This window comes from bacterium, assembly GCA_037128595.1.
Classification (GTDB): Bacteria; Verrucomicrobiota; Kiritimatiellia; order CAIKKV01; family CAITUY01; genus JAABPW01.
In genome coordinates this window covers 122,036-137,587 of sequence record JBAXWB010000005.1, presented here as the reverse complement: position 1 = coordinate 137,587, position 15,552 = coordinate 122,036, and the positions used below count along the sequence as shown (strand labels likewise).

Genomic DNA, 15,552 nt, shown 5'->3' with positions numbered 1-15,552 from the left:
TTATCCTTGTTATAACTTTACATCAAAATTCGTTTCACGATAGGCATTCCATGCAAGCTGCTGAAATTTCAGGGCATCTGATTCAGAAATATCCTGAGGATGATACAGACCCACGGGACTACAGCCCGTGAGTGCGGCATACATGCCGCAGGCGGTAATGTAGGCGCCCTTGGGCGTGGCATGAATCCAATCGGCATACACGACCCCGAACTGCTCGGCCGTAGGGGCCGGCCCCAGAAACTGCATCCAGGCTAGAACACTGGGGGCCACGGGCGCCTTCAGGACCTTTACCATCGCCATACTATCATCGTGATATTTACGATATCCATCAGGATACGGCTTCGCCTGTGCAATTGGGGTCTCATAGATAACGGCATTGGCATGGTTGCTGTGGATCAGGTCACTAAAGAGTGCCCCATATTTCATCAGTTCTTCAGATTTCAGGCTGTAAAAGGACTCAAACACCACCGTATCCCAAGGCTCGGACGTAATCACACCCCGAGCCGTGTCGGGAGTGTCACCGGCGTTCCAAAAGGTATTGATCGTCGTGCCCATGCGCAGGTAATCTCCGGCAATGATCCGGGGCTGATTCGTTGGCGCCGAGGCCGCCAATTGCATGACCAAGCCAGGGATGTCACCACGATAAGTGTGACTGGAGCCGATGAAGAGCACCTTGAGAATCTTATTGTCATCGGGACCGAGATTCCTGAGACGCAAGCGTAGCATCGCCTCTCGCGCCGGCTGGTAGGCAATGCGTCCCCCATCCCACGGGGCACGGACTTCCGCACCCGGCATGGTCAATACCTTCGTCAACTCGAGCTTGGCCCGGGCGTAATCCTGCGCCTCGTAATAGCTGAGACCGACATACAATTGGATCTCCGCCTTGACCGGATTCGAGACCTTCGTCATGGCCAACACTTTGGCGAATTCCGTCCTGGCCTCAGCATAATTCCGTTCAAGCATGAGTGATTTTCCGATCAGAACTTGAGTGGTCGTTCTGACATCGTCCGGCAGGGCTTCATTAACCACCAGCTCTTTCAACAAGGTACGGGCCGCCGCATACTCCCTTAAATTCATGAGCGTTTTCGCCAGAGCCTGTTGCGCTGCGGCTTTCTGCTCGATCGAGATCCCGGGGATATTCAGGGCGGTTATTAACTCCGGTTTGACCTTAGCCCAGTCCCCGTAGCACACAAAGAGGCCGCCCAGCGCCAAATGGGCTTTGACCTTTTCGGCATTGGAGATGCCGGCGAGTGAGAGCACCTTTTCCAGAGTCTGTCGTTCTAAAAGAAATTTATTTTCGGCATGATAACCTGCCGCAATATTGAGCAGAGCCTCCCCGGTCTGGTCAGGAGTGTTCCCCGGCACCGCAAGCGCCTTTTCGTATTCGGCACGCGCCTCCACCCACTTTTTGGCTTTTTCAAAACTCTGTCCGGCTTGATAGGCGGCACCATAAGAGGCCTCTCCCGCACCCACGCGACCGCCCCCCGCCGACAACGAAACCAACAATACCCATATAGACAATTTCAATAATTTCATCATTTTGTTTTTCCTATTTTATACGAGATCATTCCTCTTCTATGGCATACCCGAATACCGAACGCCAGAGGCCCACTCACCCCATCCCTGCCCAGGATGTTTCGCGACTCCGGCCCGGGAAACCGACTAAAACACCCATTCGCCAAAGGCCGTCCGATCATCCATATCTTTGGCGATTTGGGTACTCGACCAAAGTGAACGCTCCACCTGGTTTGGACTGATTACATGAATACGCCACCTGTTTCAGACTCTCGCCAATCGCAGGGTTTGGTGAAGTGTCCGGCAAGATCATTTGATAGTCCGTTTTTCCCTCCGCCACGAGCACCAACCCGGAATCCTCTTTCCGTCCAAGGCCGGCATAAATCCTTTTGTTCATGTCCAGCATCTTGGTCCCCCACCAGGGTCCCATCTCCTGCATTTTCCTGATATCACTTTCGTCATATCGCTCCATGACTTTCAGCGCATCCTGATACTTACCCTGACCGACCAGGATGGATGCGGCATTCAGCGTGACACTGATCGACAAATAGCCGAACGTGTTCCCCGTACATTCAAATGCCTTGATATACGCGTCGAGTGCTCCGGACTCATCCTTCAGGACATCCCGGGAGAAGTCGCCCAGATGGCACCAATACGATCCATTGGAGGAAACCAGCTCCACGGCCACTCGCAAATCCTTCCCGGCACGCACATTGTCCTTCAGGAATCCGAAGGCTTGACCGCGCAAGTTGGACGCCTCCGCCATCTTTATGGCCATGGCGCTTTTATCCTTCACGGTCGCCGACCAGGCATCGATATCCTCATCCTGGAATTGCTCAACAAGGGTTTTCCACTTACGCTCGCGGGCCAACTCACGCATCCTCGTGAGCACGGAATCCGCTTTGGCCTCGGCGCTATTTATCCCGGGCTGGAGTGCGGCTCCCGCATCAGGCGCGGTAGCACCAGCCGATGCCAGGGACACCACTATGGAAACCCAGAAACCTCCAATACCTAGTTTCAGCGATGTTTTCATTAATTTTACGTCTGCTTCCCCTGGTGCTTACCTGATCTTTTCAGCCCGCAATTTCACGCGGTCGAGCGCTAACGCGATATGTCTCCGGATATCATTCATCGAGTGCAAAGGCTCACAGGGATTCAGAATCGGGCTGACTCGCCCAGTGGACGAGTCAAAATCAACCGCGCCATACCGTGCAGGGCGCCCTGAAGCAGTTAAGGACTCAGCGTAAGCATCCCCCTTGCTGTAATGCCAGAATTCCTGGGGATAGGGAATGAACCCATGGTGACGCATCAACTCGCTGATGGCCTCCCGGTTTCGGGCAGCCTCCGCGTTGACAAAAGGAGACTCCATCGGAGTTAATTCGGACATTTCGAGATAAGGGGCACCGCGACCGACTTCCGAATGATCCGACGCCCTTAAAACCGAAATATCGATTGCACTACCAGACATGTGGGTACCAATTTTCGGGTATGTCGCAATCAAGCAGGTCAGTCGCTGAAACAGGAATACCGGGTCCGGAATCGTGCCACGAGTTTCCCAGATAACCTTCTGCAGGACGAGATCAAGAACAGTTTCGTGCAACGCGATATGACGCTGCATCTCCCTTGACCGGAACCCGTCTTCCACCTTGAGCATCCAACCCCGCTCGTTCATCTCCCTTGCCACGGCCAGAAAATCGGGAATCAACCCCGACCTCAGATAGAATAAACGCGCGTCCTGACCGGCGATCAGGGACTGCGAAAACTCCACGGCCAGTCCTTCAGCAGCGACGGCCTCCTTCAGGGAGACCAATGATTCCCCACACTCCTCAACGGGGTACTCAAGCATCTTACCCATAAAGGCGTAGGCCGCGTCCATCTGCGTTGACCAGTATGCGCGCCTCGCCTCTTCATCGTTGCATTCACTTTTCATGGCAGCCCTAACCGTTACTTGCAATAAACCAAACTGGTATCCAGCAGACAGGGGAAATACGCCCCGGGGATATTGCCCAGAGGCAACACCGACTCGCTCAACCGATAGCCCAGAACCTCTATCATGAATTGCCGCCGCGCCTGACAGCGACGGTACAAGGCAGGCTGGCTCTTCTCCAGTTCCGCACGGAGAGACGCATCCGCCAGCATTAGGCCGTCTTCCATATTGACACTGATGGGGCCCTTGAGGGAGACGGGAATGATATCCGCCTGAAGGACACTGCCGGAAGCCAGTGGAATATCAGATCCCTTCCAGAAGGGGGAACTCACCCACTCATCCAGATGGAGGTAATGCCCCGGATTCACACAAAATGTGTACAAAGACTTATCCCGGGCACTATCGGTCGCCGCCCAGACCTCTCCTGCAGAAACCCCGACATCCAGGGCCCCATACCATGCCCGTACGGCGGCCAGATAGTTTTCAATGAGCTTGAAGGCCTCCTGTTTTTTCCCCGATATGAATTCAGACGGATCGGACGTCACCACGCCGGCCCGACAGGTGAGCGCACCCCAGATCCCAAAGGCACAGGTGAGATACTGCCCCTTCTGAACCTTGCCGTTACCGGGTGATGCCATTCCATTCGGAATCGTCTTGCCACACGCCAGCATGGGATGACACGAATGAGGCAGGCCGCCATCATCAAACTGCCTGGCGAGTTCAAAGCAACGTTTCCCCGGCTCCAGGGCCTTCAAGACGTTCAGAACCGAGGCCGACGTCCGCGTGGCCGCATATTCAAAAAAAGCGATCTGCTCAGGTTCATTGTGGATTCGCAGGCCATCGCGCGGATGCATGAACAGGTCGTTGGCATTTACCGGGCGTGACCCGCAAAGCTCCGTCACGAGTTCCACGATATAGGAAGGGGTTTCAAGGCGGTCGGCCCGGAGTGACTTCCAACCGGCGATCCCGCAGCGCATTCCGGCGCGGAGGCCCGCCTTGCCGAGGACCGGCTTCAAATCCCAGGAGATTGACCGGTCCTGCCCCATCAGGCTGAATTCCTGGCAAAGCAGGATGTCGGCAGGAATGGGAAGTTCGGACACGACATTCACGCATTCGTTTCCCACACACAAGGAGGCCTGCCCCTCGGCCGTAAGCACAAAAAGAGCCTCCTCAAACCGCGGATCGAACCCGGTGCAGTAGGAGATGTTTGCGCTATGCTCACGGTCCGCATACACCAGCAGACAATCCAGTCCCGCCGCCCGCATCCGGGCACGCACTTGCACCAACCGTGCGGCGTAAACCGTGGCCGGAATCAGCGGAATTTCCCGGGGAACACCAAACTCCGGAATCGATATTTTGGAGATATTCATAATCGGGGTATTTCCTTTTTATTGCTGTTCAACCGGGATGAGGGTGAATCGGTGAGACTTCGGCTGGGCCGCCGCCCGGATCTTGGCATCGGCTTCCAGTGCCTGCTGACTCAATTTTTCAGGCGTCGCAGAAGCCGCAAAGGTGGCGGCGGGATTTTTAATTAGAATCCCGTAATTCTGGCGCCAGGCTGTGACCAAACTCTCTTTCGCGCCCACCAGACTCAGAATCTGCTGACATTGATTGGCTACCGGGCCCTTATCCAGAAGCCCCATATTCCACCCTTTTTCCAAGTCGCGGGTTGCCACCGTCGTCACATTGGTCCCATCGATATCCACCCGATAGGAACCACCCTTAAGCCCTTTGACGGTCAGAATCCACTGACTGAGATCCGCCACGGCGGGGTAGACAATTAACCCGCCGCGCGCATTATCGGGAATAGGCATGGGCAGGCACGTATCCAGACGGTCAAATGATAAGCCGCCATTCTTCTCGACCACCACGTTGTTCACCTGACACTGAATCAACTCACCGACTTTGCCCGTGGCCTCCAACGTCGCCTTGCTGACCAGACCGGGCGCGTTGAGCCCTTTCAATAAAGCCGCCTCCATCGTCAGATTCCCTGCCGGTCCGGGATGCACATAGTCAATCCCCAGATCTGTACCACTTGCGGCCATCTCGCTTTTAGCCCAGATATCCAGCCACTGCTGGAGATGTTCCCGGCCAGGCAACTCCTTCTGTTTTTCAAGCACATCACGGGCCACGCTGGCCGCATAATGAACGCTTTGAACGGGAAAGTTTTTCGCCCACACATCCACCAAAGTATGAAATTGATCGGCAAACGCCAGGCCTTGTTCCGTCGCGATCACGCCCAATGCGGTTGAATTCCCCTCCACTTTATCTTTCATGCCGCCCTTCTTGATGGAGGCCAGATACACCCCATCAATCAGCGGATGCGGTGTGAACAGAACCGGACGTGCCCCAACCCCCTTGATACGTTCCACGAGCGCGATCATATTGGTACGATACTCCGTGTAGAACCCGTCATTCAATCCCAGTTCCACGCTGACCACCGTCGGCTTCCAGGGGGCCACATCCCAATCAAACCGGGCCATGGCCTTTGGAACCGTATCGCCGCCAACACCCGAATTGCGGAAATGGAATGTCATGGCGGGAAATCGGGCGTAGCAGAACGCTTCAATATAGTTGACGTGCTGGTGACGAGCCGTCACCGAATCACCCAGTAGCACCCAGGTATCCCCATCTCGAAGAGGAAATGGCCCGGTATACGCTGGCCTGGCCTGAGGCTCCTGCGCCAAACAGACTGCCGCCAATGACACCGCTAGAACTGACATACATGATGCTATTTTAGACTTCACACTCATAGATCGCTGCTTTCTTATATAATTAGGTTCTTCACTACTATTTTGAATTCTGGATCAATTCAAGGGTCAGGGGCGGATGATTCAAGCCCTGGTCATCCCGATAGTCGGCATGCCGAACCCAGGTAAACACTTCGGCCGCACCGCAGCCGCAGGCCCCGCCCCAGTTCACTGATAGCAGCCGATGTCCGGAGTCCGGCAAATGGGCTTTAGGCATCTGGCAGCGGTGCAGTCCGATCAACTCCATCTTCCGGCCCAAAAAGCGCGTGCAGTCCACGAAGGTCTCCCAGCGACAGTTGAACTCACCTAGCCGGGTGTGCGCCTCGCGCCAGTGCAATAAGGAGCCGCGTACGCCGCGTTCAACAGCCTGCCAATAGCTCATGGTCGTCAGCAGCGATGTCGCGTAGTGTTCGATATTCATCTGACTCACCCCATGCGTCAGAACGCACTCGGGATTTTTTTCAACGATGAGATCCGCCAACCGCTTCACACTGGTGGCGTCCTCATACGCGGTCAAAATGGTCGGCACGTTCGCCAGGACTCCGGCCGGCTGGGCGCACCCATAGCGCACCTCGGCATTTTCGTTTCCAGGGCCGCCGTAGTAGTGACGCTGGGGATGGTCCAGATGAATCGGGGTGGTGCCCAACGCACGGGCCGCCTCATCGCATTCGCGCTTGCGGCGCGCCATCATGGGCAGGGTTGTTTCAGGCGTGCCACGGACACTGCCGTCGCTTAAAAGCTCATGGACGTGGCCGGACATGTTGTTGGTGGACATGACGTAGATGACCTCATACCCCTGTTCGCGATACTTGGCGAGGGTGCCTCCCGCGTTAATCTCGACATCATCTGCATGCGCACCGACCACCATAATACTTCTGTTCATAGAATATCCCGTTTTGAAAAGTTACGTTTCAGGCCAACAACCGCATCATTCGTTCCCGGCTCTCCACCATTGCCCGACCGGTATGATAGGAGACCTTCCAGGGATTACCGATATTTGCATCGATGGGTTTTCCCTGCCGATCGAGCAATGTCCGCCATTCGCCGACGCCCTTGACGATCATGTAATCCCTTGCGAATTCCCAGATTTTGCTGAATGCGTCGAGGTAGCGACGGTCGCCGAACGCCTCGTAGCCATCCAGAAAACCGACCAGCGACTCGCTGTGCTGCCAGAACTCCTTCTCTTTGACAATCGCCTCACCGGTCGCACGCAGGCCATCGCGGTAGATGCCCCCAAATTCCCAGTCGACCCCGTGCTGAACGGCATGATCGAGCAAACGCCGGAGCGGGGCCTGATAGGACCCGGCCTCGACCTGCGCCGTCTTAAGGGCCAGCCGCATCAGAAACTCCAGCTCCAGATTGTGACCATACGAGGTGGTATCCACGGGATTGGCCGGCTGCTCCCCCTGTCGCTCGCCATTCCAGGTTCGTTTGATGGCAATCGCAGGAAGGGACTTGAAGGCCAGATCAAACTGGTTCAGACCACACCCGGTAACGGGATCAATCATCCGGGTGGTGATCAGATCGGTCACTTCCAGCAATTTACGGCGATGAATCGCCTCCCCGCTGGCGGCCGCCAGCGTGGTGAACGACTCCATCAGGTGCATATGGGTATCCAGCCCCTTGCGGTCGCCGCCGGCAAACCCTTTGGCTTCCGGGGCCCACTCCTGCGTGAGGTTTTCATAGTACCCCCCCCGCAGGGTGTCAGCGGCATATTTCTGAAGGCAATCAAAGGTGCGGGAGGCATAGTCCAAGCCACGCGGATCGCGAGTCGCCAGATAATATTCGCTCAACGCGTAGATGCAGAAACTCTGACCGTAGACAATCTTGGCGCTGTCAAGAGGCGCCCCATCCCGTTGCACCTTCCAAAAAAAGCCGCCGTATTTTTCATCCCAGAAGTGCTTGATCAGGAAATCAACTCCCCCGGAGGCAAATTCGGCCGCCTGAGCCAGATCAGGAAAGCGCCGGTGCAAGGTTGAGAACCACCAGATCAGCCGGCATTGGGTATTGGCGTATTTCTCCGGAGTCGGCAGGAGCCGCCCCTGCTCATCTGAGTTTGTGAGAAATCCGCCATATTGCGTGTCCCGGGCGCGCTGGAACCAGAACGGGATAATGCCATTGAACAAATGGTCCTCAACGGACTTCAGGTGTCCTGACAGGATCGCACGCTCAGCCTGATCGATTTTACGGCGCGACTGATTTTCAGATACAGACATAAACCCTCCGTTTTTCAGTAAAGAAATCGTCCCTCATGTTTGGCCTTCGCCAGTTCGACCAGGATCTCGGCGATCCGCTCCACGGCGACAGTAACGATTTTCCGGCCTTTTTCCCTGGTCGCCATCGTCGGGTCACCCACTCCGCCATTCGTTGTATACAGATCCCAGGGACGCAAGATGCCGCCCCCGTACTTGACCAACGTTGGAAGCTGCGTGGGATTGGTCCGGGTCTTCTCGGCGACCTCCATACGCACCAGGGCAGGGCATAATTCCAGAGACTCGGACGTTTCAATCTCATCGGCATGGGAGAGTTCATCGGTTTCCTGTACCTGCGCCACAATATCACCCACCGTCATCCACCAGTTGACCGTGGTAATGAACGCGTCGTGTTTTCCGTAGAATTCGCGGGAGATCGCCTCGAGCGTGCCGTTGTTGCCGCCGTGTCCATTCAGGATCAGGAACTTGCGGATTCCATGGGCCCTCAGTGACACGATCAGGTCTTCGAACAGTTTAAACAGTGTCGTTGGCTGGACGCTAACCGTATAGGGGTAAGGCATCACATCCGGACTGCACCCGAACGGAATGGTCGGCAACACGAGGATCCCCGCCCCCTGCTCCGTGGCCCGTTCCGCCGCCCGCTTCGCCAGTTCCGCCGCGTGAAGGGCGTCATTCCCGAACGGCAGATGCCGGGCATGAACCTCCGTAGCGCCTATCGGCAGCACCGCGACTTCAAACGAGCGTCCTTTTAAATCCTCCTGACACATCTCAAACAACACCACTTTTTTCATGATTTCTCTCCCACCTTCATTTTAACCCCATCCCGCGTTAGGCCCGTTCCATGAATCGCACAAATCTCAGATAAACAGGAAGCATCAGAGCCGCCATAACCGTCACCCCTCCGCAAATCCAGGCACTGCGGGAATCAGGTGACAAATAGAGAAAATAGAGAAAATAGAAGCCATTGGTGAGCAGGCACCCGAACCAGGAAATGATGACGGGAATAAACATCCCCTTTCGAACGCGTGTATCCTGCGCCTTGGGCAGATCCGCATACCGGATGCGTGTCAGCGGCGGCGTATAGCCGGTATCGCCACCCAGGCGCTTCCAGTAACGATAGATGCAATAGCAGAGGCTGAACGTAACAAACGCAAAGGCCCCCTGCCAGACCACCACGTAACGATAGGACCTCAGACTGTCTGCGGGGAAATGGCTTTTGACCATATCGAGGAAGAGACCAGCCAGAAGTCCCCCCAGCATCACTCCTGCTGAACGCACCAGCGCCTGCGCCCCGCAAAATGCCCCGAACCGGCCCCGGGGGAACAAGTGCATCATCCGGGGCATAGAGGTCGTACTATGGATCGCCGTGAGCATCACGCCAAAGGCACTGCTTCCCACCAGGACCCAGAAGAAAATGGCGGAAGTTGGTGGATCAATGAATATCCAGAGGAGATTGGTGAACATGAAAAAAAAGCTAAAGGCGTTAACGTAGGCGTCTACGCGCACCGGATGCCAGCGGTCGGCCAGTACCCCTGCAAAGGTCAGGCACACCGCGATCATGATCCCATAGAAAGCCCCCATTTTGCCAATTTGCTCCAGATCCAGGCCCAGCGACTGAAGCGAGAACACGTTAAAGATGCCGATGGTGCCCGATATCGCACCAAACATGGTTCCCAGAAAAATAAGCCAGAAAAAAGGGACAGAAAAACACTCCCGGCCGAAGGTTTTGATGTCCCGTAGCAGGCTCGGCGCCAGATCGCTATCAGGCGGCGGCGGATACTGCCCTTCTTTAACCTTGAGGCACATGAGCCCGAATCCGACGAAATACAAAACAGCCGCGCCGATATAAATTTCCCGCATGTGGCTCAAGGCATAACGATAGATGAAGTAGTTATAGAGCGCTCCGCTGAGCACGCCTACCAAGCGGGACCACCCCATAAACCGGCTCTGGTAGTGCTCCGGAACCACGTCGTTATATAGATAGTAGTACACCGAGCCCACAAACATGTTGAACAGGTCGAACATTCCGGCGAACACGGCCAGCAGAAGAATGATTACCGTATTTCGCGAAAGCGTACTGCCGCTGAAAAACAGCCCATGCAGCCAACTGCCAATGTTGTCGCTGAAACCGATGAACAGCAAGGAGGCGGTCAGGAACGGCATGGTGTAGAGAATGAACGGAATTCGGCGGCCCCACCGGCTGCGATAGTGGTCGCTCTTGAAACTGACCCATGGACAGATCGTCGTATTGAATACACCGGGCAGCGTGCTCATGATCAGCGCGATGATCCAGTTAGCCGAACCCAGGCTTTTGAGTTTCAACGGGATAATGCTGGGAACCACTGTTTCCATCAGGTTGAAACAGAAGTCACCCCACAGCAGCCAGCAGAAGAGCATGACCAAGCCTTGCTTCGTGTAGGTCAGACTTCCACAACGATGAAGCTTACGGCCCTTTGAGTCATACTCCGCCCCCTGAGAATGGCCGGAATCCAAGGCCCCGCCCTCTGTACACACGCCCGAAACCACCGTTTCGACCGGGGCAGAACTCGATTTGCAGGTCATAATGCCTTTTCCTTCTCGTTTAAGGTCAGTTTGGATAGCTACAGCAAAAGCACTGATATATATCTATCTGTAGATAAAATACCGAAAGAAGGGGCTTAACGCTAGAATAATCTTATGGTAGGGCCACCCTTGATTATTTTTTCTCAACCGCATGCCCGAGAACCGGGCGCCAAATGCCCCCGTTGGCAATCGAATTATTCACCTTCACAACCAGCACATTTGTCTTGCCATAATTCAAAGCTTCGGGAGGAACCTCCGCCGCGAACGGTTCATCACAGATTTCACCGCAGGCTTTGCCTTCCGACTTTTCACTATGCTCACGGATAAGCTTTCCGTTGACATAGATCCACGCCTGCTCATCAACCGCGCCAAACAGGATTTGGAGTGGTTTCCCCTTCCACCCTTCGGGGACCGTGAAGGTGGTGCGATACCATCCGACGCCCTGATAGTTCCCTACCGCTTCTGTCTCAGCCCAATAGGCAGGCACCTTCACCGGCACCCAATCAGCCGTATTGATGTCGGCGGCGCACCACCCGTCTTTGAGCCCCTGATCGATCGGGTCTGCACGAAATAGCCAGGGTCCGAACGGAGCGGGGAGCGGGTTAGCCACTCCTTTCCATTCGGCCGGGAATTCACCATGCTTGATACTGTACTCTTCACGTAATACTTGCAAAGGAGGCTTTGCCTCATTCTCAGCGCCCCCGGCCTCGAATACAATCTCACCGAAAACCGTCCGGTCATCCATATCTTTGGTGTTTCCCAAAGCCGACCAAAGTGAGCGCTCAATCTGATTGGGGCCGCTCAGATGGGTCCGTCCAACATTGCCACGCCAGGCGGCTCCATCCGCCGGCCGTTCAACGGCAAGGGTCTTGAACGGCACCTTGATCAGCGCCACCCAACGATTCTTTTCCGGTTCGAGTTTGGTCTCATAGGTCCAGTCACCACTCCAGTCGGGATCGAACTGGCCATAACGCGGATCCATCACATCGGCAATGAACCCGCTCGCGGCATCGGTCTTTGATTCGACCCGCGGTCCAACCGCGAATCGATAGGAAATATTCCTACCGGTTGAAGGTGAAAGGCAAACAATCAGCGCCTCTTTTTCGCCAGGGTTCGTCATCAGGTCAGCGGACAAATCGCATTCCAGTCGAACATAAAGAGCGGACGTGTCATACAGCATCCGGAACGTTGTTTTCTGACCTGATCGGGCGTCACGGGGAAGTCCGTCCAAAGCGTTCGACACCGCATTGTCCCACGCCGGTGTATCCAAGGTAACGGGGCCTGAGACCGGCTTAATGACCAGACGATTGGCACCCGTCAGCGGGGCCTTACGCATCGCCTTGGTATCCCAGTTCACACACGTATTCTTGAATGGCTCCTGATAGCCGTCGAAGGCCAGTCGCAAATGATCGGCATTGTGGCCGTGAAGCGGGAATAGAGTAAAAGCCCAGCCAGGCATCGGTTTGGGGCCAAAGAACGAGGCGATTTCGGCATTGCGGGCATCAATCGCATCGAGTAAGCGGTCGCGCGAGGCAAGGTCTGGTTGAATCTCGTAGGCATGATAGAGATGAATCACGCGCGCCAGACTTTTGATATAGTTGAACTCCCGGCGGACTAGTGAGAGCCGTGTCTTGATCTTTTCAGTATCAGCAGTCTTTTCTGCTTGAGCCAGTTCCTTCTCCAGAGCCGCCAACAAGGTCGGGGTGTAGATAAACCCGAGCAACTGGAAGGGATCGGTGAGGGTCTTATGACTCCGCCCGTAAATGTCGGTATACGACCAGGCCGGACACCGGGTGCCCAGGTATTCGGAATACAGGTCAATCCCATGATAGAGCTGATCATAGAAGCGCTGCATGGACAAGGCAGTCTTCCCAAATGCCCCCGCACAAAATTCATACACGAGGTCCTTGGCCTGATTGTGATCTACATCATCAAACATCCGCCCCATCACATAATAGACAGGTCCTTCCAAGCCGAACAGGGCCCCGTTCCCGTCCCGGTAAATCGATTGGATGTGATTGTTCACAAAGCGTTTGGCCTGGGCTTCAACAAAGCGCGGCGTCCGCATCGGGGTGTAGCGGGTGCCGAGATTAGGTGTCGAGTTGTAGATATAAGCCGAAAAGCCCCTGGGAACGACATAGTCGCGCCAGGACTGGATGTCCTCCTCATTGGTGCCACACAGCATAATCCCGGTATTCTTCGGGAATTTCTTGAAGGTTTTCGGGGGCGGATCTGTCAAACAATAGGCCATCAGGATAACCTGTTTCCCAGGCCTTGCTTTGGAAACACGTTCGGCCAGGTTGCGGTGAAGAATCCACAGTTTCTCACCCCAGTCGCCACCGGTCCCAAACAATTTCTTGCACGCCTCACACTGACAGGGGCGAAAGCCATCCGGCTGCCCGAGATCCACCGCCTTATACCCGGCATCGAGCCAGGCGATCAAATCCTGAAACAACAATTCCTGGACCTCAGGATTGGAGATGCAGTATTGCGCCATGCCGTCAGGATTAACCAACCGCTTGCCACCGAGCAACGCGAAATATTCCGGATGCGTGTCACGGTACTTCTCTAGCGGAATGGCCCTTCCGTAAGTATGGCCACCCCACACCTCATCCACGATGGGATATCGGCTGACGGCCAAGTCGTAGAACCCCGCGCTCGGTATGCCCACGTTATACTTAAGGGGAAGGATCTTCTGTACATTCAGATCTGAGGGGATCCGGATCACAGGGGTTGGCAGAAACTCAACAGCAGGTGACTTCGACCAATCCACGGAGACATCGGACGTAAGATCGTCCCAGCCCGAAACGTCCGGGTAGAGAAAACGGGTGCCAGCGTAAAGCCGCAGGAAATCGAGCGCGGCCTTCGCCGTACCAATCCGATCAAAAGTTGGTTCTTCGGAACTACTCTTCTTTTGTCCCACGGCCAGTTGTTCTCGACCCGCCACGATCACATCTCGACCAACCACCTTGTGCACATAGTTCCAGTTGATAAGTTTTGAGGCCTCTACCCCGTTGCCCCGTGCGAACGCCGTGTCGCCCAGATAGATCGCGGGTTTGGCCGCATCATGAAGGGATTCTGTCACAACCGACAGCTCCACCCCATTGGCCTTGAACGCCGCCTGCATGAGGCGCGCCACCTGCTTCAGGCTCTCGCCTACTGCAGGGCTTAGAGTGGTGTCCGGTACGATAATCTGGTAGTCCGTCCGCCCTTTTTCAGCCAGCACCAGATCAGCCGCCACCGCGCTACCGCAGGCCGCCACCCCCATACATGCCGCCAACCAAGTCCGAATGCGCATATCTTCTCCTTTTTCAGATTAATCTTCCGTGATTATCACCCCTATTATCCTTGCAAGCAATAGACAGGTGTTGCTTTTACTAGACAAATATTGCGTTTCACTCAAAGTTGCCGGAAACCTAGTTGGTTCTGATAACTCCCTCCGGACAGGATCAGGCACACCCTCCATTGACCCCCAGCGCTTCTTCCAGAAACGTATAGGCCTGTTCACGCAAAGGCTGCGGAAAACAATGGCCATTGAGGTGAAGTATGAGATTGAAGGCATCAGGTGCGGAAACGAGCGTGTAGATCTTTCCTACGTTGTTTCCGAGATTCTCCCATACAGGGCGGCTGATCGGTTCTTCCGTCGACTGATAGCCCCAGTCGTTGAGCGCGATAATGACTAAGGAGCGGCGCGGCGCGGCAAGGGCCATGAGTTCATGAACATCGATGGGAAATGCTTTGCCGGCAAGACAGAACGGTCTCAGGGCCGGACGCCCGATCCACCAGCCGGTACGGGCAACCGCGAAGGGATTCTTCAATGCCCGCAGCGGCCAGAGGCCGCAGTTGTTCACCCCTGCTTTCACCCGTTGATCCACCGCCATGAGGTAGGTGGTCAGCCCCCCCCCTTGCGAATGGCCCAGCGCTCCTATCCGTTCGGGGTCAACCCCGGGTAGCTGCTGAATCACATCCAGGGCGCGACCAAGATCCCAGAGATCTTTGCCGGTGCCGGACCAGCGCGGATGTTTGCGGAAAAAAGGCCCGTTGTCGAAGGCGCGCAGTCCCGGATAACGGCGATCGCCCGCACCGAGAAGATCTGGCGCCAAAACGACAAAACCCCGTTTAACCAGTTGGAATCCGTAGGCTCGATCACGCATCTCCGGCGGCGTGGCGTCCAATGGGTCACGGCCTATAGTCTGGAGTTTCCCAAGGTCACATGTGGGATGAATGCAGAGCACCGCAGGAGCAAGGGACCTAAGGGTTTTTGGGATCAGCGCGATGGAGGTCACGCGTTCGTCCGGCTCCAAGGCGTAACTCAGGCGGCGCTCAAAGAAATCGCCACGATCCTCCTCTGATTCCACGCGCAGATCCAAAGGACAATCCACCTGCGGACGTTGGCCGCAGGTCTGCCAGAAGATTTCACGCAGGGCCTCTGCTTTCGCATCCCACTCCAGGGTTGTCGTGATCGACTCGATGCGCGTCTCTTCGACGCCCAGCGTCATTTCAGGATCCCCCTTGCGAATCATCGTCAAATCATCGAAATATGATATGATCATCAGGCTTCCCCCACCTTCGAGTTTTCATGATT

Annotated in this window: 11 protein-coding genes; all 11 read right to left on the bottom strand. The window is 55.4% G+C overall.

Annotated elements, in window-relative coordinates; genetic code table 11:
- Window positions 1–9: 9 nt before the first annotated feature.
- The 11 genes from WCS52_04270 to WCS52_04220 all read right to left on the bottom strand — a co-directional run bounded on the left by WCS52_04270 (window position 10) and on the right by WCS52_04220 (window position 15,520).
- On the bottom strand, window positions 10–1,539 hold the full coding sequence (locus WCS52_04270; protein ID MEI6166388.1) for a hypothetical protein: 1,530 nt from the start codon (window positions 1,537–1,539) through the stop codon (window positions 10–12).
- A 154-nt stretch (window positions 1,540–1,693) separates the two neighbouring features.
- Window positions 1,694–2,548 (bottom strand): hypothetical protein, encoded by an 855-nt coding sequence (locus WCS52_04265; protein MEI6166387.1) that lies wholly within the window; start codon window positions 2,546–2,548, stop codon window positions 1,694–1,696.
- Window positions 2,549–2,575: 27 nt separating this feature from the next.
- Entirely contained in the window at window positions 2,576–3,445 is an 870-nt protein-coding gene (locus WCS52_04260; protein MEI6166386.1) for a M15 family metallopeptidase, read from the bottom strand.
- A 14-nt stretch (window positions 3,446–3,459) separates the two neighbouring features.
- Complete coding sequence (locus WCS52_04255) at window positions 3,460–4,812, bottom strand: aminopeptidase P family N-terminal domain-containing protein (protein ID MEI6166385.1); 1,353 nt, start codon at window positions 4,810–4,812, stop codon at window positions 3,460–3,462.
- 18 nt (window positions 4,813–4,830) lie between these two features.
- Window positions 4,831–6,165: a GDSL-type esterase/lipase family protein gene (locus WCS52_04250; protein MEI6166384.1), complete on the bottom strand. Its 1,335-nt coding sequence runs from the start codon at window positions 6,163–6,165 to the stop codon at window positions 4,831–4,833.
- Window positions 6,166–6,232: 67 nt separating this feature from the next.
- Window positions 6,233–7,075 (bottom strand): PIG-L family deacetylase, encoded by an 843-nt coding sequence (locus WCS52_04245; protein ID MEI6166383.1) that lies wholly within the window; start codon window positions 7,073–7,075, stop codon window positions 6,233–6,235.
- A gap of 28 nt (window positions 7,076–7,103) precedes the next feature.
- The gene (locus WCS52_04240) at window positions 7,104–8,408 is read right to left on the bottom strand and encodes an AGE family epimerase/isomerase (protein MEI6166382.1); all 1,305 of its coding nucleotides are present in this window, start codon (window positions 8,406–8,408) and stop codon (window positions 7,104–7,106) included.
- Between the two features lie 14 nt (window positions 8,409–8,422).
- The gene (locus tag WCS52_04235; GenBank protein ID MEI6166381.1) at window positions 8,423–9,196 is read right to left on the bottom strand and encodes a creatininase family protein; all 774 of its coding nucleotides are present in this window, start codon (window positions 9,194–9,196) and stop codon (window positions 8,423–8,425) included.
- A 37-nt stretch (window positions 9,197–9,233) separates the two neighbouring features.
- Window positions 9,234–10,967 carry an MFS transporter gene (locus WCS52_04230; protein ID MEI6166380.1) on the bottom strand — a complete coding sequence of 578 codons (1,734 nt, stop codon included), beginning with the start codon at window positions 10,965–10,967 and terminating at the stop codon, window positions 9,234–9,236.
- A gap of 133 nt (window positions 10,968–11,100) precedes the next feature.
- Window positions 11,101–14,265 (bottom strand): DUF4838 domain-containing protein, encoded by a 3,165-nt coding sequence (locus WCS52_04225; protein MEI6166379.1) that lies wholly within the window; start codon window positions 14,263–14,265, stop codon window positions 11,101–11,103.
- A 151-nt stretch (window positions 14,266–14,416) separates the two neighbouring features.
- Complete coding sequence (locus WCS52_04220) at window positions 14,417–15,520, bottom strand: alpha/beta fold hydrolase (protein ID MEI6166378.1); 1,104 nt, start codon at window positions 15,518–15,520, stop codon at window positions 14,417–14,419.
- Window positions 15,521–15,552: the final 32 nt, after the last annotated feature.